Here is a 16,665-nt window from a genome sequence, read left to right on the forward strand (position 1 = left end):
ACAACGACATGCACACCAGGACACGCAATTTTCTTTTACTACGCCGAGGCGACCCCAAGGAGATCTAAAAATGACGTCCGAACCACGAAAGATCCGCTGGGGCATTCTCGGGCCCGGCACCATCGCCAAGGCCTTTGCCGGCGGCGTGGCCCATTCGCGCACCGGCACATTGGTCGCGATTGGCGCGCGCAATCCCGGCAAATCAGGCTTCGCTGAAAACTTCCCCGGCGCCCGCATCCTCGAGGGTTACGAGGCTTTGCTCGCGGACCCGGACGTCGATGCGGTCTATATTTCGACGCCGCATCCGAGCCACGCCGAATGGGCGATCAAGGCGGCCGAGGCCGGAAAGCATGTGCTTTGCGAAAAGCCGATGGGGCTGACCGCCTTCGAGGCCGACGCGATGGTCCATGCGGCGCGCAAGGCCGGGACATTTCTCGGCGAAGCCTTGATGTACCGGCTGCACCCGCAGACGGCAAAGCTGGTCGAGCTGGTCAGGTCCGGCGCAATCGGCGAGGTGCGCATGGTGAAGTCGAGCTTCGGCTTCGCCATGCCTGATTTCATGCCGGAGCACCGGCTTTATGCCAACGACCTCGCCGGCGGCGGCATTCTGGATGTCGGCGGTTATCCCGTCTCGATGGCGCGGCTGATTGCCGGGGCAGCATTGGGAAAACCCTTCGCCGAGCCGGACAAGGTCGTCGGCGCAGCCCATCTTGGCCAGTCTGGCGTCGACGAATGGGCCTCGGCGCTGCTGCATTTTCCCAGCGGCATCGTCGCCGAAGTCTCCTGCGGCATCTCGCTGGCGCAGGACAACGTCCTGCGCATCCTCGGCACCAAGGGCCGCATCGAGGTCGCGGATTTCTGGTTCGCAAGCGGCAAGGAAGGCGGCACCGGCGAAATCCGCATCATCCGTCCGGACGGTGAGGAGGTGGTCGAGGTCAGAGAAGACCGCTGGCTCTACGCTTTCGAGGTCGACGCCGCCGGCGAGGCGATCCTGGCTGGAAAGCAGGAGTTTGCCTGGCCGGGCATGGGCTGGGCCGACAGCCTCGGCAATCTGCGCGTGCTCGACAAATGGCGTGCCGCAATCGGCCTCGAATACGGGATCGAGAAGCCCGAACGACGCGTCAACACAATCGCCGGCCGGCGGCTGCGCTCCGGCGGCACCACCATCCCGAAGCGCGAAATTCCGTGCCTGCCGCGGCCGGCCTCGTGCCTGGCGCTCGGCTTCGAGGATTTTCGAACGTTCTCCTCGGGCATGATCCTGCTCGATGCCTATTTCGAAGCCGGCGGCAACGTCTTCGACACGGCCTATATCTATGGCAGCGGCTACACCGAAACGCTGCTCGGCCAATGGCTGAAAAACCGCGGTGTGCGTGAGCAAGCGGTGGTCATCGGCAAGGGCGCACACACCCCGCTCTGCTATCCCGATGTTATCGGCAAGCAGCTCACCCAGTCGCTCGACCGGCTGCAAACCGATCATGTCGATGTCTATTTCATGCACCGCGACGACCCGGACGTGCCGGTCGACGAATTCGTCGACGCAATGGATCAGGAAGTCAGGGCTGGCCGCATTCGTGGTCCGTTCGGCGGCTCGAACTGGACGAAGGAACGCATGGACGAGGCGATTGCCTATGCCGAGCGGACCGGCAAGCAGAGGCCGGGCGCGCTTTCGAACAATTTTTCGCTGGCCGAAATGCTGGTCCCGATCTGGCCGGGTTGCGTCACGTCGTCGGACGATGAATGGAAGGCGTGGCTGACCGCCCGGCAGATGCCCAATTTCGCCTGGTCGAGCCAGGGCCGGGGCTTCTTCACCGGCCGCGCCGGGCGCGACCAGCGTGACAATGAAGAGCTGGTCCGGGTCTGGTACTCGGAGAAAAATTTCGGCCGTCGCGACCGGGCGATCGAGCTCGCGAACAGGCTGGGCAAGAGCCCGATCCATGTCGCGCTCGCCTACGTCCTGGCCCAGCCGTTCCCGTCCGTCCCGCTGATCGGACCGCGCACGCTCGACGAGCTGGACGACAGTCTGCAGGCGCTCGACATCGCGCTTTCGCCCGACGACCTTGCGTGGCTGGACGGCGGTTCGGACCAGCATCCCGCGCGACGCATGGGCTGATGCTAGGCAAATCGCGGTGGCCTGCGCTGCCCCTCACCCTTCCCCTCTCCCCGTGAAAAACGGGGAGAGGGGGATCGCCGGCGTTGCGGCCAGCCCCCTTCTCCCCGTCACTTACGGGGAGAAGGTGCCGGCAGGCGGATGAGGGGCGGCACAAGCCTAAGCGATTGCCGCGCCAGCAGCGCAGATGGCCTCACGTCAGCTCGACGGTCCGCCTTTCTTCGATGCTCTGCTCGGCGGCAAGCACGATGCGCAGGCTGTTGACCGCGGCATTCATCTGTTCGGACAGGTCGAGATCCTCGCGGATGGCGCGCAGGAAAAACGCCTGCTCGCGATCGCAAAGCTCCTGATGGCCGGGCTCGTCCTCCATGCTGACGATCTCGTCGGGTTTCTTGAAGTTCTTGTCGCCGTCGACCTCGGCATAGTGGATCTTGAGCGCATCGGTCTTGGTGTGCCGGTCGATATCGGCTGAATTCGACACCTCGGCCAGCTCGGCTGCACTGCTCGCCTGCTGGCCGGCGACGATCGAGACCGCGCCCTTGGGGCCGACCACATCCTTCACGAAATAGGCCGTCTCGCTCATCATCGGGCCCCAGCCCGCCTCATACCAGCCGACCGAACCGTCATCGAAGGTGACGTGCAGATGGCCATAGTTCTGCTTGGCGGCATCGGCCCACAATTTGGCGCCGACGCCGTGGACGCGCACCGGTTTGGCGCCGGTCAGCTGGCACATGACGTCGACATAGTGCACGCCGCAATCGACGATCGGGATCAGTGAATCGATCAGGTTCTTGTGCCAGTGCCAAGCGCTGCCGCTGCTTTGCTGGTTGAGGTTGAGGCGCATGACCAGCGGCTTGCCGAGCGTCTTGCCAACCTCGATGAATTTGATCCACGACGGATGGACGCGCAGGATATAGCCGAGCACCAGCTTGCGGTCCTTGGCGCGAGCCGCCGCAACCACCTTCTCGGCATCCCCGATATTGGTGGCGAGCGGCTTTTCCATGAACACGTGGCAATTGGCGGCGATGGCCTTCAGCGCATATTCGGCATGCGTGTTGGGCCAGCTGTTGATGGAAACGGCATCCGGCCTGGTCTCTTTCAGCGCCAGGTCGAAATCCTCGTAGAGCGGATATCCGGCTAATTGCGCCGGGATGTTCTTGTTGCTCTTGATCGTGCGGCTCATGATGCCGACGATCTCGAAGCCGTCGAGCCTGTGATAGGCGCTGGCGTGCGACGCGCCCATATTGCCAAGACCGATCACCAGCACCTTTACTTTGTCGGCCAATGCCACCTCCCTTGTTCTTCTTGATCGTATAGTGGGCGGCAACCCTGTCGCCGCCCGTATGTTTATCCAGGGCAATCACTTCAGGTTGGTGCTGCCCCTCATCCGCCTGCCGGCACCTTCTCTCAAATGGACCTCATTGGGGAAGAGGATTGCTAAGCGCCAAGTGCGGCTGCCTCTGCAGAACTTGGGTTCCTCGCCCCACGAAGTGGGGAGAGGAACCCAGGTCCTGCAAACCGGCGGCCGCAGAGCAATGAGGGGCGGCGCCGACATCGACAATTACCCCCAGCGCCTTACTTAACCGCTGAATCGAACAGATGCGCCTTGATGTTGTCGACATCGAGCGCAGCAAAGCCCTCGGACAGCTTGTAACCGTCCGCATCGGCCTTGACCTTGGCCTTGTCGAAATCGTTGGCCGGGCCGATCAATTCGTTGGTGCAGACATCCGCGGCTTTTACCGGACTGGTGATCTGGCCGATCTTGTGGATCTGGTCGAAGAAGCCTTGCCAGCTCGCCATGTCGTGCGAGCCCCAGCCTTCGCGCTTGTCCATGTCGCCACGGAAGACGTTGATCTGCTGCAGGATCGAGGTGGTGCCGAGCTCAGGCCCGAGATTTTTGGCCAGCGTCGGGAACTGCTCGAACACCGCTTCGACGGCCGCGCGTGGATTCTGGTAGCCGAATTCGAGGCCCATCGCCCAGCCGCGCAGGTATTTTTCCAGGAACGCCTTGCGGTCGGGATCCCCCAGATCGGCCGCACGCACGACGAAAGTGTTCGCCGGCAGTTTTGAATTCTGCACGCCGAGCCAATATTCGAAGTTGAGGTTCTTGGCGATCCACTCGGCCCGCAGCCCTTCCCACGACAGCGCCGCATCGCCCTGGCCGCCGGCAAGTGCGGTGCCCCAGGTCGGCCAGCCGGCTTCGACATACTTGACTTTATTGATGTCGACGCCTTGCGAAGCCAGCAGCGGGTCGGTGATCGACTGCCATGCGGCGGAGCCGAGCAGGATGGTCTTGCCTTCGAGCGTCTTCAGGTCTTTCGTTCCCTCGCCCTTGCGGAAGGCGAAGCTGAACGTGTCGCGCGCGCCCATGTGGAACACGGATTTGAGCTTCATGCCGTTCTGGATGGCGAAGGAGAACACGCCGGGCGAGGGAAAGCCCATATCGGCCTGGCCGACATCGACGAACTTCACCGTCGCGGTGCCGTCCGACGGGCCCGGCTGCATGTCGGTGTCGAGGTCGCCGAAATAGCCTGCTTTCTTGGCGGCCCAGTACGGATAATCGTCGAGCACTTCGAGCGTGCCGCGCGGCGAAATCCAGGTGAACTTGCCGTAGGGCTCGGCCAGCGCCCTGAAGCTCGAGCCGCCGAGCGCGGCGGCCGTCACCAGGCCGGCGCCGGTAACCTGCAGGAAGGTGCGGCGGCTGATGCCCGCTTTGGAACCGATATAATTTTCCCTGGTCATGGCATTCTCCCCTTTTTGTTGCTGGTAGTTTCTTGCCTGTCGCCCGCCTCCCGGGCGCCGTCGTCTCCTCGCCTGCATGTCGTTATCCCAAAACCGCTGCGCACTTTTGGGTGACATGCACTACGCCTCCCAGCTCGCCCATTTCTTCCCGATCAGGAAGAACAGCACGTAGATCAGGATGCCGAGCGTAGACAGGATCAGAACCACCGCGAAGAATTGCGGCATCTGGATCATCGACGAATAGGTGGTCAGCCGGTTGCCGAGGCCGAAGCCGCCGCCGACCATCTCGGCGCCGACCGCGGTCAGCAGCCCGAAGATCGCGCCGATCATCAGGCCGACAAGGATCATCGGCAGCGCCATCGGCGCGCGGATCTTCCAGAATATCTGCAAGGTGCTGGCGCCATAGGAACGCGCCAGCGCGATCTTGGCGCTGTCGACGCGGCGAAAGCCCGTCGCCGCGTTGATCATCACCATCGGCCCGGCGGCAAGCGCCACCGCGATGATGCGCGGCGTGTAGCCGAAGCCGAAACGCAGGATCAGAAGCGGCACCAGCGCCAGCATCGGCGTGGTGACCAGGATCAGGATGTACGGCGCAACGATCTTCTCGGCGAACGGGAATTGCGTGATCACCGCGGCCATCACCAGGCCGATAATGGCGCCGATCGAAAAGCCGGAGACCAGCTCGACCAGCGTGTAGCCGAGATGCGGCGCGATCAGCGGGAACTCGTCGTACAGCGCGTAGGCGATCGCGCTTGGCCCCGGCATGATGTAGTGCGGCACATTGAACAGCCGCAGCGCCAGTTCAATGCCGCCGATGATGAACACAGCGACAGCGATGATGGCCGCGACCTCGGCGCCCGACCTGATGCCGGGCCCGCTGGCGAAGGCCGAAAGATTGGTTAAGCTGACTTCGTGCCCATCGCCGGCCTTGGCGCCCGGTTTGGACTTCGGGAATTCCGGTATCGCGTCGCCTCCGCTCACGGCCTGATCCTCACAATTTCTGCGGTGCCGCGCTCCCGCGCCTTCGGCCGTATACGCTCGCCGACGATGTCCATCTTGATCGTGTTGGTGAGGTCGAAGACCTCCTTGGTCGCCATGATGTCCAGCGAGCGCGGGCGCGCAAACGGCACGCGATATTCCTTGGCGACGCGGCCCGGCCGCGCGCTCAGCACCACCACCCTGTCGGACAGGAAGATCGCCTCCTCGATGCTGTGGGTGATGAAGACGATGGTGGTTTTGGTATCGAGCCAGATCTCCTCGACGAGACGGTTCATCTCTTCGCGGGTAAAGCTGTCGAGCGCGCCGAACGGCTCGTCCATCAGCAGGACCGAGGGCTTCAGCGCCAGCGCCCGCACGATCGCGGCGCGCTGCTGCATGCCGCCCGAAAGCTCGCGCGGAAACTTGCCGCCGAAGCCGTCGAGTCCGACGCGGTTGACGAGATGCGCGATCCAGGCGCGGTCGGGCTTCTCGCCCTTGATCTCGAAGGGAAAATGGATGTTGGCGTCGAGATGGCGCCAGGGCAGCAGGTTTGCTTCCTGGAAGACGATGCCGATATCCGGATGCGGACCGGTGATCTCTTTGCCGTCGAGCCGGATTGTCCCGCTGGTCAGGCGATGCAGCCCGGACATCGACCACAAAAGGGTGGTCTTGCCGCAGCCGGAAGGGCCCACGATCGAGACGATCTCATTGGCGTGGACGTCGAGGCTGCAGCGGTCCAGCGCCAACAGGTCGCCAGAAACCGTATGATAGACCTTGGTCGCGTCGTGCACGCCAAGCTTCGGGGTTTTTGCACTGCCCGCGTTCATGCGCCCCCTCAGGGATTGCGCGATGATCCAGTGGGTCATCCGTCCGCAAAATCAGTCTGTAACTATCCTACTTTACTGTCAAGCGGCGACCGCGGCTCTAGTCAGCGAGATCGTTTGTACCACGACTACAGCATTGTTTGGGTTAGATTTTCTATTTCTTGAAATGCTTGTTGCTTTCCTACATACTTCCGGAACCGGCCGCATGAGGCGGAGCAGGCAAGCGGTGCGCAAACATGCTAGAGGTCGAGTTCCACGAATGTCAGGGGATGACTCATGACCGAAGCTGACGGCCTGGGAAGGCCGGTCTTGGACGGCGACATAGATGGGCGCGATCCAAATGGACGCGATCATGTCAGGCGTATTCCCGACATCATCTCGCTGGTCAAGGACTCCTACGGTGAACTGCGCCCGGCGGAGCGGCGCGTCGCCGATGTCGTGCTCGATGATGTCAGGTTCGCGGTCGACGCATCCAATGCCGTACTTGCGCAGCGCGCCCAGGTCAGCGAACCGACGGTGACCCGGTTCTGCCGCGCCATCGGCTGCGACGGCGTGCGCGACTTCAAGCTGAAGCTGGCGCAGAGCCTGGTCGTCGGCGCGCTGTATCTGAGCAAGCCGCCGCCCGTGAGCAGCGACAATGGCATGCCGTTCTGGAATGCCGTGTTCGGCGAGGCGCGCCGGGCGCTGCAGGAGGCCGAACGGCAGCTTGATCCGGCGCAGCTGGTGAAGGCCGCCGAGCTCATCGCCAAGGCGCGTCAGGTCACGGTGTTCGGCCTCGGCGGCAGCTCCTCGGCGCTGGCGCAGGAAACCCAGTACCGGCTGTTTCGCTACGGCATCACCGTCAGCGCCCAATGCGACCCCTATCTGATGCGGATGACCGCCTCGACCTTGAAGCCCAGCGATCTGGTGATCGCCATCTCGGCGACCGGACGCACGCGCGAGGTGATCGAGGCCGTCGAGCTGGCCAAGCATTACCGCGCCAACGCGATCGGCGTGACCGCGCCCGACACCGACCTGGCCCGCGCCTGCGACGTCAGGCTGACAGTCGCGGTGCCCGAATACCCCGACACGCTGAAGCCGACCGCCTCGCGCTTCGCCTTCCTGGCCGCGATCGACCTGATGGCGGTGGCGGCCGCCTACAAGCTAGACGGCTCGGCCCGCGAAACAGTCCGCCGCATCAAATACAACGCCCAGATCCACAGGACGGGCAAGGAGATGGAGCCGCTGGGGGATTGACGCCTGGTTTATGGGGTTTGCGCTGCCCCTCACCCTTACCCCCCGTAAAGGACGGGGAGAGGGGGTCGCTAGCGCTGGAGCTTGTCCGTTCTCCCCGTTGTTCACGGGGAGAAGGTGCCGGCAGGCGGATGAGGGGCAGCGCCGAGTTCGACAATTGACGGCTCCAATCCGGATTGGGTTGCCTTGAAGGAGAGAAAAAACAGATGCTCGACATCGCACCATCGAAACAGGCCGCCACCTGGCTTTCCTCCCTCGCCCGGGCGCTCGAGGCGGGCGACGGGGAGGCCGCGACGAACCTGTTCGTCGAAGACTGCTACTGGCGAGACCTGCTGACCTTCACCTGGAACATCAAGACGATGGAAGGCCGCGCGGCGATCCGCGAGATGCTGGAAGCCACGCTGGCGACGACAAAGCCGACCGCCTGGCAGCTCAGCAGCGAGGCAAGCTCGGACGAAGGCATCGTCGAGGCCTGGTTCACCTTCGAGACGGCATCGGCGCGGGGCCAGGGTGTTCTGCGCCTGCAGGACGGCAGATGCCGAACACTGTTCACGGCGATGAGCGATCTCAAGGGCTTTGAGGAGCGCAGGGGACCGGCGCGGCCGCTGGGTGTCCGCCACAAGGCCGATCCGGACCGCGAGACCTGGGCAGAGGCGAGGGCGCGCGAGGCGCGTAATCTCGGTGCCATTGAGCAGCCCTACTGCCTGGTCATCGGCGGCGGCCAGGGCGGCATCATGCTGGGGGCAAGGCTGCGGCAGCTCGGCGTGCCGGCCATCATCATCGAGAAGAACGCGCAGGCCGGCGATTCCTGGCGCAACCGCTATCGCTCGCTCGTTCTGCACGACCCGGTCTGGTACGACCATCTGCCATACATCCCGTTTCCGGAAAACTGGCCGGTGTTCACGCCCAAGGACAAGATGGGCGACTGGCTGGAAATGTATACGCGCGTCATGGAGCTCAATTATTGGGCCTCCACAAAATGCATCAGCGCGTCCTACGACGAAGCCGAAAAAATCTGGACGGTCGAGGTCGACCGCGCCGGCGAGCGCATCACGCTGAAGCCGAAGCATATCGTCTTTGCGACTGGCGCCTATGGCCCTCCCAGGCAGATCGAGCTACCGGGCGCCGAAATCTTCCGGGGCGAGATCCTGCATTCCAGCCGGTATTCCAGCGGCGAGAAATTCCGCGGCAGGAAGGTCGCCGTCATCGGCGCGGCGAGTTCGGGACACGATGTCGCCGTCGACCTCTGGGAGAGCGGCGCTGCGGTGACCATGATCCAGCGCTCGCCGACGACGGTGGTCAAGTCCGACACGCTGATGGAAGTCGGCTTCGAGATCTTTTCGGAAAAGGCGCTGGCCCGCGGCATCACCACCGAGAAGGCCGATATGATCGTCGCCTCGACGCCGTTCGCGCTGCTGCCGCAAAGCCAGCGGGTGCTCTACGACATCATCAAGGCCCGCGACACGGCCTTCTACGACCGCTTGCGCGGCGCCGGCTTCGCCATCGATTTCGGTGACGACGAGACCGGGCTGCTGATGAAGGCCTACCGCACCGGCTCGGGCTACTACATCGACGTCGGCGCTTCCGATCTGATCATCGACGGCGAGATCGGCATCCGCAGCGGTGTCGAGATCAAATCGCTGACGCCGACCGGAATCCTGTTCGACGACGGCGCCGAGCTGGCGGCCGATGCGATCATCTCCTGCACCGGCTATCAGTCGATGAACGAGACGGTGGCGGCGATCGTCTCGCGCGAGGTTGCCGACAAGGTCGGCCCGTGCTGGGGGATTGGCTCGGGCGTGAAAGGCGATCCGGGTCCGTGGCAAGGCGAATTGCGCAACATGTGGAAGCCGACGGCGCAGGAAGCGCTGTGGTTCCACGGCGGCAATTTGGCGCTGTCGCGTTTCTATTCGAAATTCGTCGCGCTGCAGATCAAGGCGCGGATGGAAGGGATTGCGACACCGGTTTATGGGGTGCCGCGGCGGTAGCAGGGCCCATCGCTTCTTCCCTTCTCCCCTTCCCACACGGGGAGAAGGGAGAGCCGCCCAGCCTTCAATCGTGGCTGTGCCCGAAATGCGTGGCCACGACGTCGACATGCGTGTCGTGCGCATGCGCTTCGAAGCGCTCGGTATCGCTCAGATCGTTAGCCGCCTCGTTCGGCCACCAGGTGCCGCCGATCACGATACCGTCCGAGACCAGCCTCTGCTCGGCGACCAGCGAGGCGCCGACCGCATCGACGAAGGTGAAACTGCCCGGGCGCAGCCGCAGCACCGCGATGTCGCCGACGGCGCCGACCGCCAGCGTACCGAGCTCCGGCCTTGCGATCGCTTCGGCCGGCCGCTGTGTCGCCGCGCGCAGCACCTCGACCAGAGGCATGCCGAGCGCCAGGAGTTTCGACATGCAGACCAGGATGTCGAAGGCCGGACCATCGACGCAGTAGAGATGCACGTCGCTGCTGATCACATCAGGCGCCAGCCCCTCGCTGAGCATCGCCCTGGCGACCTCGAAGTCGAACGAGCCCATGCCGTGCCCGATATCGAAGATGACGCCGCGTTCGCGCGCCAGCCGCATGTCGGGCCGCACCGCGCCCGAGGCGAAGATCGGCGCGTTGGGAAACGGCCGGAAGCAGTGAGTGAGGATGTCGCCCTTGCGCAGCCGCGGCAGCACTTCCGAGCGGCCCGGCGGCGGCTCGTCGATATGCGCCATCAGCGGCAGGCCGGCTTGGTCGGCAGCCTCGAGTGCCAGATCGACCGGCGCTATGCCGCTGGTGCCGCCGGCATGGCGACCCGAGCGAACCTTGACGCCGACAATCACGTCTGCGTGCTCGCGCACCGCCGCCACCGTCTCGCGCGGTTCGCAGAGCCGGAGATCGCTGCACTCGCCAACCGAAACGGTCTGCGAGAAGCCGAAGATGCCGGCAAAGGAAATGTTGACATAGGCGAGGATGCGGACCTTCGAGCGCTCGATGACATGGCGGCGAAAGCCGAGGAAGTTGCCGGCGCCGGCACTTCCCGCGTCGATGAAGGTGGTGGTGCCGCTTTTTGCGGCGAGGCGGTCGGCATCAACACCCAGCGAGGTGCCACCCCAATAGACGTGGCTGTGCAGGTCGATGAGGCCGGGCACGACGATCGAGCCGGTGGCATCGACGACGCGGGCGGCACGGTCGAAGGGAATGTCGGCATCGATCGCGGCAATGCGGCCGTCGGCGATGGCCAGATCGCGTTGCGCATCGAGGCCGGACGCCGGGTCGATGAGGCGGCCGCCCTTCAGGAGCAGATCAAATTGCATCGGCGCCCGCCTTCGTTACGTCCGGTCTGTAGGCGACGGCCTCGACCTCGATCTTGATGTCGATCATCAGGCGCGACTCGACGGTGGTGCGGGCCGGCGGATCCTTTGGGAAATGCCTGGCATAGACGGCATTGAAGGCGCCGAAGTCGCGCGCGTCCTCGAGCCACACCGTCGTCTTGACCACGTCGTCCATGGTGCAGCCGGCCAGCGCCAGCGCTGCCTTGACGTTCGAAAGCACCTGCTCGGTCTGTTCGGCGATGCCGCCCTTGACCACCACGCCGTCGCTGCCGACCGGAACCTGGCCGGAGACATAGACCATGTCACCGGCCCGGACCGCCGGCGACAGCGGCACATGGGATGTTCCAAAACACTGCTTGGGCAAGGAAAAAGTCTCCTGTTCAAAAACAGCGGCGCCTTGTCGTCCAGCAGGTAGAGCTCCGCGTGGTTTGGCTCTTTCGCCGCGGCGGTCTGCCCGTCTCCTGCCGCAAGGTCTACGCCTGCCCGACCGATTCTCATACAGGCTGTGTTGGAAAGCAACATTTTTTGCAATTCATGTTGCTTTATTACAAGAGCATCAGCATCCTGCGTTGCAGGCGGTTGCGTCAAGTCATCCGGCAAGCGAGGATTGGCGAGAGAAAAGCGAGGAGCCGCATGATCGATTTTTTCGGTGGCCGCAACGTGGTCGTGACAGGTGCGGCCGGTGGCGTCGGCCGCGCCCTGGTCGCTGTCCTGTCTGCCTGCGGGGCCAGAGTGGTCGCCTGCGATCGCGAGGGCACCGACCTGACCGGCGTCGGCATAGAAGAGGCGCACCATTTCGATCTGCTCGACGACGACGCCGTGATCGCATTTGCCAAGCGCGTCGGTGAAGGGGCCGCACCGGCGGCGGTGATCTCCAATGCCGGCTGGACGCGGGCGGAAACGCTCGCGGAGGTGTCGACATCAGCGCTCGATCACGAGATGGATCTGAATTTCCGCAGCGCCGCGCTGCTGTCGCAGGCATTGCTCCCCGTCATGCGCAACCAGCCGCAGGGCGCCGCCTTCGTGTTCATCTCCTCGGTCAACGCGCAAGCCCATTTCGGCAACCCCGCCTATGCCGCCGCCAAGGCGGCGCTCAACGCCTGGATGCGCGCCATCGCCACGGAGGAAGGCCGCAACGGCATCCGCGCCAATGCCGTCATTCCCGGCTCGATCCGGACCGGAGCCTGGGAGCATCGCCTCGCCCACAAGCCGGAGATTCTCGTCGCCGTCGGCAGGCTCTATCCGCTGGGCCGGCTGGTCGAGCCCGTCGAGGTCGCCCGCGCCGCGGTGTTCCTGGCATCACCCTTCGCCAGCGGCATCACCGGCACGACCTTGAATGTCGATGCCGGCCTGATGGCCAGCAATCTGCCGTTTCTGGACCAGATCGGCGGCTGATCGGATCAAGCCGGGCCTTCACCATCGAAATCTTCGCAAGACCGAAACATCGCAAAAAGACAGGGGAGCAAAAGTGACCTTCGACAAGAACCCGTTTCCGCCCGGCGACGCCGACCGCCATGCACTTTGGGAGATGCTGGTGCGGCGCGACATCGACGCTTTCCTCGGCCAGGACTGGTCGATGGTCGAGGATGATTTCGTTGCCTCGAGCTTCTTCGGCATGCACGCGCATTTCCTCAGCGATGCGGACGCCTGGCGGCTGCAGTTCCCGACGCTCGCCTCTTACCGCGACGAGTGGCTGCGCCAGGCCAGGGAAACCGCGGCGACGGCATTCGCCGAACCGTTGCGCGAGGCGCTGTTCCGCGTCACCAATATGCGCGACATCGATGTCGACGGCGACCGCGCCGTGCTGCACAAGAAGTTCAACGGCTCGGTCGCCAAGACAGACGGCAGCGCCGAGAGGCTAAAATGGCAGACCCTCTATTTCTGCACCAAGGTCGAGGGAAGCTGGAAGATATCAGGCTTCGTCGGCTATATGCCGCATCCGCTCGGCAGCTAGAGGCCGGCCAACTCGAAGGCCGGCGATGCGCACAGCAGCGGCATTTGGAAGGAAACAGGATCCAAGGTTTTTGCTCCGCCCTGGCAGGGCGAGGCAATGCACTGCCAGGCCGCTCAGCGGTCGATCCGCGTCGACAGGATGATCGAGGACGATGTCCGCTCGACCCCGTCCATCGCGCCGATTTGGTCGAGAAGCGTGTCGAGATCCTTGATCGACGGCGCGTCGACGATGACGATCATGTCGAAATTACCGCTCACCGAATGCAGCGTCCGCACCGGCGGCAGCGCCTGCAGGCTGCGCACCACCTTGTCGGCAAGCTTGGGCGTGACGGTGAGCAGGACATGCGCCCGCACCAGCCCCTGTTCGTAGTCCGGCGAAAGCCTGACGCCATAGCCGGTGATGATGCCGCGCTGTTCCAGCCGCTCGATCCGGCTTTGCACGGTCGTCCGCGACACGCCGAGCTGCCGCGCCAATTCGGCCGTCGAAGCGCGCGCATTCGCGCGCAGCAGGGAGAGCAGGGCCTGTTCGGCGTTGCTAAGCACTTTCGACGAACCTCATCGGCATATTGATCAGCAAGCCACTTCGTTTCGAACAATTCCACGCTTCCTTTCGACGGGCAAGCTGCGATTCTCTTTTCTTTATCAAGGGTAAGGCGAGGGAACCGGTCATGAAGAAAATCATCGTTGTCGGCGCCGGTAAGATCGGCTCGACCATCGCCGAGATGCTGGCCTCTACCGGCGACTATCATGTCACCCTCGTCGACCGCTCGGCCGCACAGCTCGGCGCGGCCGAACTGCCTGCCACCGTCGAGACGCTGGAGCTCGACATCGAAGCATCAGGCACGCTCGAAGCGGCCTTGGCCGGCAAATTCGCGGTGCTCAGCGCCGCCCCCTTCCATCTGACCACGCGCATCGCCGAAGCGGCGGCCAGCGCCGGCGTGCACTATCTCGACCTGACCGAGGACGTCGTCAGCACCAGACGCGTCAAGGAGCTGGCGCGCTCCGCCAACAGCGCCTTCATCCCGCAATGCGGGCTGGCGCCGGGCTTCATCTCGATCGTCGCCAACGATCTCGCCAGCCGCTTCGACACGCTGGAAAGCGTGCGCATGCGGGTCGGCGCGCTGCCGCAGTACCCGTCGAATGCGCTGAACTACAATCTGACCTGGAGCACGGACGGCGTCATCAACGAATATTGCGAGCCTTGCGAGGCGATCGTCGAGGGTGAGCTGATCGAGGTGCCGCCGCTGGAGGAGCGCGAGGAATTCTCGCTCGACGGTGTCACCTACGAGGCGTTCAACACGTCGGGAGGGCTCGGCACGCTGGCCGAAACGCTGAAGGGCAAGGTGCGCACGCTGAACTATCGCACCATCCGCTATCCCGGCCACGCCGCGATCATGAAAGCGCTGCTCAACGATCTCGGGCTGCGCCACCGCCGCGACGTGCTGAAGGACATTTTTGAAAGCGCCTTGCCGGCCACGCTGCAGGACGTGGTCATCGTCTTCGTCACCGTCAGCGGCCGCAAGAACGGCCGCCTGCTGCAGGAGACCTACGCCAACAAGATCTACGCCAAGCGTGTCGGCAACATGGTGCGCAGCGCCATCCAGATCACCACGGCCTCCGCCATCTGCGCGGTGCTCGACATGCTGGCCGACGGCACCTTGCCGGCGACAGGCTTCATCAAGCAGGAGGACATCGCCCTCGACGCGTTCCTCGCCAACCGCTTCGGCCACGCTTATGCGCAGCATGAAATGGTTAGCCGGCTGGCTAGCTAGGTGCTCGCCTACCAGAGATCGGCGGGACAGCGCCCCCCTCTGCCCTACCGGGCATCTCCCCCACAAGGGGGGAGATCGGCCGACATCTCCGCTTTCGCCAATCTCCAACGCCTAAAGCAGGGCGGGACGGCGAGGCTGCCAATCTCCCCCCTTGTGGGGGAGATGTCCGGCAGGACAGAGGGGGGCGCGAAGGAACTCGACCGGACGAGGTTCGAATCCAACGTGGGGCCAGCCAGTCCGCTCAAACATGCAGCGCGTGCCCGAGCGCCTTCAGCGCCGCCTCCTGAAAACTCTCGCCCTGTGTCGGGTGGGCATGGATGGTGCCGGCGATATCCTCCAGCCGCGCGCCCATTTCCAGCGCCAAGCCGAACGCCGTCGACAGTTCCGAGACGCCCTGGCCGACCGCCTGGATGCCGAGCACCAGATGGTTGTCCGCGCGGGCAACGACCCGGACGAAGCCCTCCTCGCCAAGTTTCGTCATCGCGCGGCCGCTGGCTGCGAACCGAAACAGCCCGACCTTGATCTCGCCGCCGAGGGCCTTAGCCTCCTCCGGCGACAGGCCGGCGGTGATGAGTTCGGGATCGGTGAAGCAGACAGCGGGAATGCAGCGCTTGTCCCAGCTGCGCTTGTGGCCGGCAACGATCTCGGCGACCATTTCGCCTTGCGCCATCGCCCGGTGCGCCAGCATCGGCTCGCCGGTGACGTCGCCAATGGCAAAGATGCCGCGCATCGAGGTGCGGCATTGGTCGTCGATGCGGATGAATTTGCCCGTCATGTCGAGGTCGATCTGCTCGAGTCCCCAGTCTTCGATCACCGGCTTGCGCCCGACGGTGACCAGAATCCTGTCGGCAGCGATCCTGGCATTCCTGCCGTCCTTCGTCTCGACCAGCAGCGCGTCGCCCTTGGTCGACAGCCCCTTGGCCTTGGCGCCCACCAGCACCTCGATACCGAGGTCGGCGAGCCGCTTCACCACTGGCCGCGTCAGCTCGGCATCATATTGCGCCAGCACGCGCGGCAGCGCCTCGACTACGCTCACCTTGGCGCCCATCTTGGCGAAGGCAATGCCGAGCTCCAGCCCGATATAGCCGCCGCCGACGACGGCAAGCCTTTCCGGCACTTCGCTCAACGCCAGCGCTTCGGTGGACGAGATCACCCGCCCACGGAACGGCAGTGATGGCAGCTCGACCGACGCCGAGCCGGTGGCGATCACCACCGCCTCGGCGCGGACGACCTGTGTGCCGGTCTCGGTCTCGACTTCGACGGTCTTGCCGTCGCGGAATTTCGCCCAGCCATGCACGGTCTTGACCCCGGCCTTCTTGAGCAGGCCGGCGACGCCGCTGTTCAGCCGGCTAACAATGCCGTCCTTCCATGCGATGGTCGTTTCGAGATCAATGGATGGTGTTGAGATTGAAATGCCAAGCGGGCTCTTGCCGCCGGCCATGTACGAGATTTTCTCGAACTCCTCGGCCGCATGGATCAGCGCCTTGGAGGGAATGCAGCCGACATTGAGACAGGTACCGCCCGGCTTGCCGAACTCGACGATAACCGTGTCGATGCCAAGCTGGCCGGCGCGGATAGCACAGACATAGCCGCCGGGACCGGCGCCGATGACGAGCAGCTTGCAGGAGATTTCCTTCATGTTGGCACCCTGGTTGATCGAGCCGGCGGGACAGCACCCCCCTTGTAACTTGTTTCTTGCCGACTCTGCTATGAAAGCAGGTGCGGTGGCGGACGGGAGACCGAACCCTCT

At 64.1% G+C, this 16,665-nt stretch carries 14 protein-coding genes; 6 read left to right on the plus strand and 8 right to left on the minus strand.

What is annotated here, in order from left to right:
• Positions 1–70: 70 nt before the first annotated feature.
• Positions 71–2,110, plus strand: a complete 2,040-nt coding sequence (locus AC0L25_RS18310; protein WP_473596798.1) for an aldo/keto reductase — start codon at positions 71–73, stop codon at positions 2,108–2,110.
• Between the two features lie 190 nt (positions 2,111–2,300).
• On the opposite strand, the gene AC0L25_RS18315 is transcribed toward AC0L25_RS18310, so the two are convergent.
• The 4 genes from AC0L25_RS18315 to AC0L25_RS18330 form a co-directional block, all read right to left on the minus strand.
• A complete protein-coding gene (locus AC0L25_RS18315) occupies positions 2,301–3,392 on the minus strand; it encodes a Gfo/Idh/MocA family protein (protein WP_473596799.1) in 1,092 nt (363 codons plus the stop codon).
• Between the two features lie 290 nt (positions 3,393–3,682).
• Complete coding sequence (locus AC0L25_RS18320; protein ID WP_473596800.1) at positions 3,683–4,849, minus strand: ABC transporter substrate-binding protein; 1,167 nt, start codon at positions 4,847–4,849, stop codon at positions 3,683–3,685.
• Between the two features lie 120 nt (positions 4,850–4,969).
• The gene (locus AC0L25_RS18325) at positions 4,970–5,830 is read right to left on the minus strand and encodes an ABC transporter permease (protein WP_473596801.1); all 861 of its coding nucleotides are present in this window, start codon (positions 5,828–5,830) and stop codon (positions 4,970–4,972) included.
• A complete protein-coding gene (locus AC0L25_RS18330; protein WP_473596802.1) occupies positions 5,827–6,654 on the minus strand; it encodes an ABC transporter ATP-binding protein in 828 nt (275 codons plus the stop codon). Before AC0L25_RS18330 ends, AC0L25_RS18325 begins: the two co-directional genes overlap by 4 nt.
• Positions 6,655–6,927: 273 nt before the next feature.
• On the opposite strand from AC0L25_RS18330, the gene AC0L25_RS18335 reads away from it, so the two are divergent.
• A complete protein-coding gene (locus tag AC0L25_RS18335; protein ID WP_473596803.1) occupies positions 6,928–7,887 on the plus strand; it encodes a MurR/RpiR family transcriptional regulator in 960 nt (319 codons plus the stop codon).
• Between the two features lie 203 nt (positions 7,888–8,090).
• The gene (locus AC0L25_RS18340) at positions 8,091–9,872 is read left to right on the plus strand and encodes an NAD(P)-binding domain-containing protein (protein WP_473596804.1); all 1,782 of its coding nucleotides are present in this window, start codon (positions 8,091–8,093) and stop codon (positions 9,870–9,872) included.
• 64 nt (positions 9,873–9,936) lie between these two features.
• On the opposite strand, the gene AC0L25_RS18345 is transcribed toward AC0L25_RS18340, so the two are convergent.
• Both AC0L25_RS18345 and AC0L25_RS18350 read right to left on the minus strand, forming a co-directional pair.
• A complete protein-coding gene (locus tag AC0L25_RS18345; RefSeq protein WP_473596805.1) occupies positions 9,937–11,172 on the minus strand; it encodes an amidohydrolase/deacetylase family metallohydrolase in 1,236 nt (411 codons plus the stop codon).
• Positions 11,162–11,554 carry a RidA family protein gene (locus tag AC0L25_RS18350; RefSeq protein ID WP_473596806.1) on the minus strand — a complete coding sequence of 131 codons (393 nt, stop codon included), beginning with the start codon at positions 11,552–11,554 and terminating at the stop codon, positions 11,162–11,164. Before AC0L25_RS18350 ends, AC0L25_RS18345 begins: the two co-directional genes overlap by 11 nt.
• 269 nt (positions 11,555–11,823) lie before the next feature.
• On the opposite strand from AC0L25_RS18350, the gene AC0L25_RS18355 reads away from it, so the two are divergent.
• Both AC0L25_RS18355 and AC0L25_RS18360 read left to right on the plus strand, forming a co-directional pair.
• Positions 11,824–12,585 (plus strand): SDR family NAD(P)-dependent oxidoreductase, encoded by a 762-nt coding sequence (locus AC0L25_RS18355; RefSeq protein ID WP_473596807.1) that lies wholly within the window; start codon positions 11,824–11,826, stop codon positions 12,583–12,585.
• Positions 12,586–12,658: 73 nt separating this feature from the next.
• Positions 12,659–13,144 carry a hypothetical protein gene (locus AC0L25_RS18360; RefSeq protein ID WP_473596808.1) on the plus strand — a complete coding sequence of 162 codons (486 nt, stop codon included), beginning with the start codon at positions 12,659–12,661 and terminating at the stop codon, positions 13,142–13,144.
• A 113-nt stretch (positions 13,145–13,257) separates the two neighbouring features.
• Here AC0L25_RS18360 and AC0L25_RS18365 read toward each other — a convergent pair whose 3' ends face one another.
• Positions 13,258–13,686 (minus strand): Lrp/AsnC family transcriptional regulator, encoded by a 429-nt coding sequence (locus AC0L25_RS18365; protein ID WP_337124562.1) that lies wholly within the window; start codon positions 13,684–13,686, stop codon positions 13,258–13,260.
• A 125-nt stretch (positions 13,687–13,811) separates the two neighbouring features.
• Here AC0L25_RS18365 and AC0L25_RS18370 point away from each other — a divergent pair, with 125 nt between their 5' ends.
• Positions 13,812–14,915, plus strand: coding sequence for a saccharopine dehydrogenase family protein (locus tag AC0L25_RS18370; protein WP_473596809.1), 1,104 nt, complete (start codon positions 13,812–13,814; stop codon positions 14,913–14,915).
• 241 nt (positions 14,916–15,156) lie between these two features.
• Here the strand turns inward: AC0L25_RS18370 and lpdA are convergent, their stop codons facing one another.
• A complete protein-coding gene (gene lpdA, locus AC0L25_RS18375; RefSeq protein WP_473596812.1) occupies positions 15,157–16,554 on the minus strand; it encodes a dihydrolipoyl dehydrogenase in 1,398 nt (465 codons plus the stop codon).
• Between the last annotated feature and the right edge of the window lie 111 nt (positions 16,555–16,665).

Source organism: Mesorhizobium sp. WSM4813 (assembly GCF_055811555.1).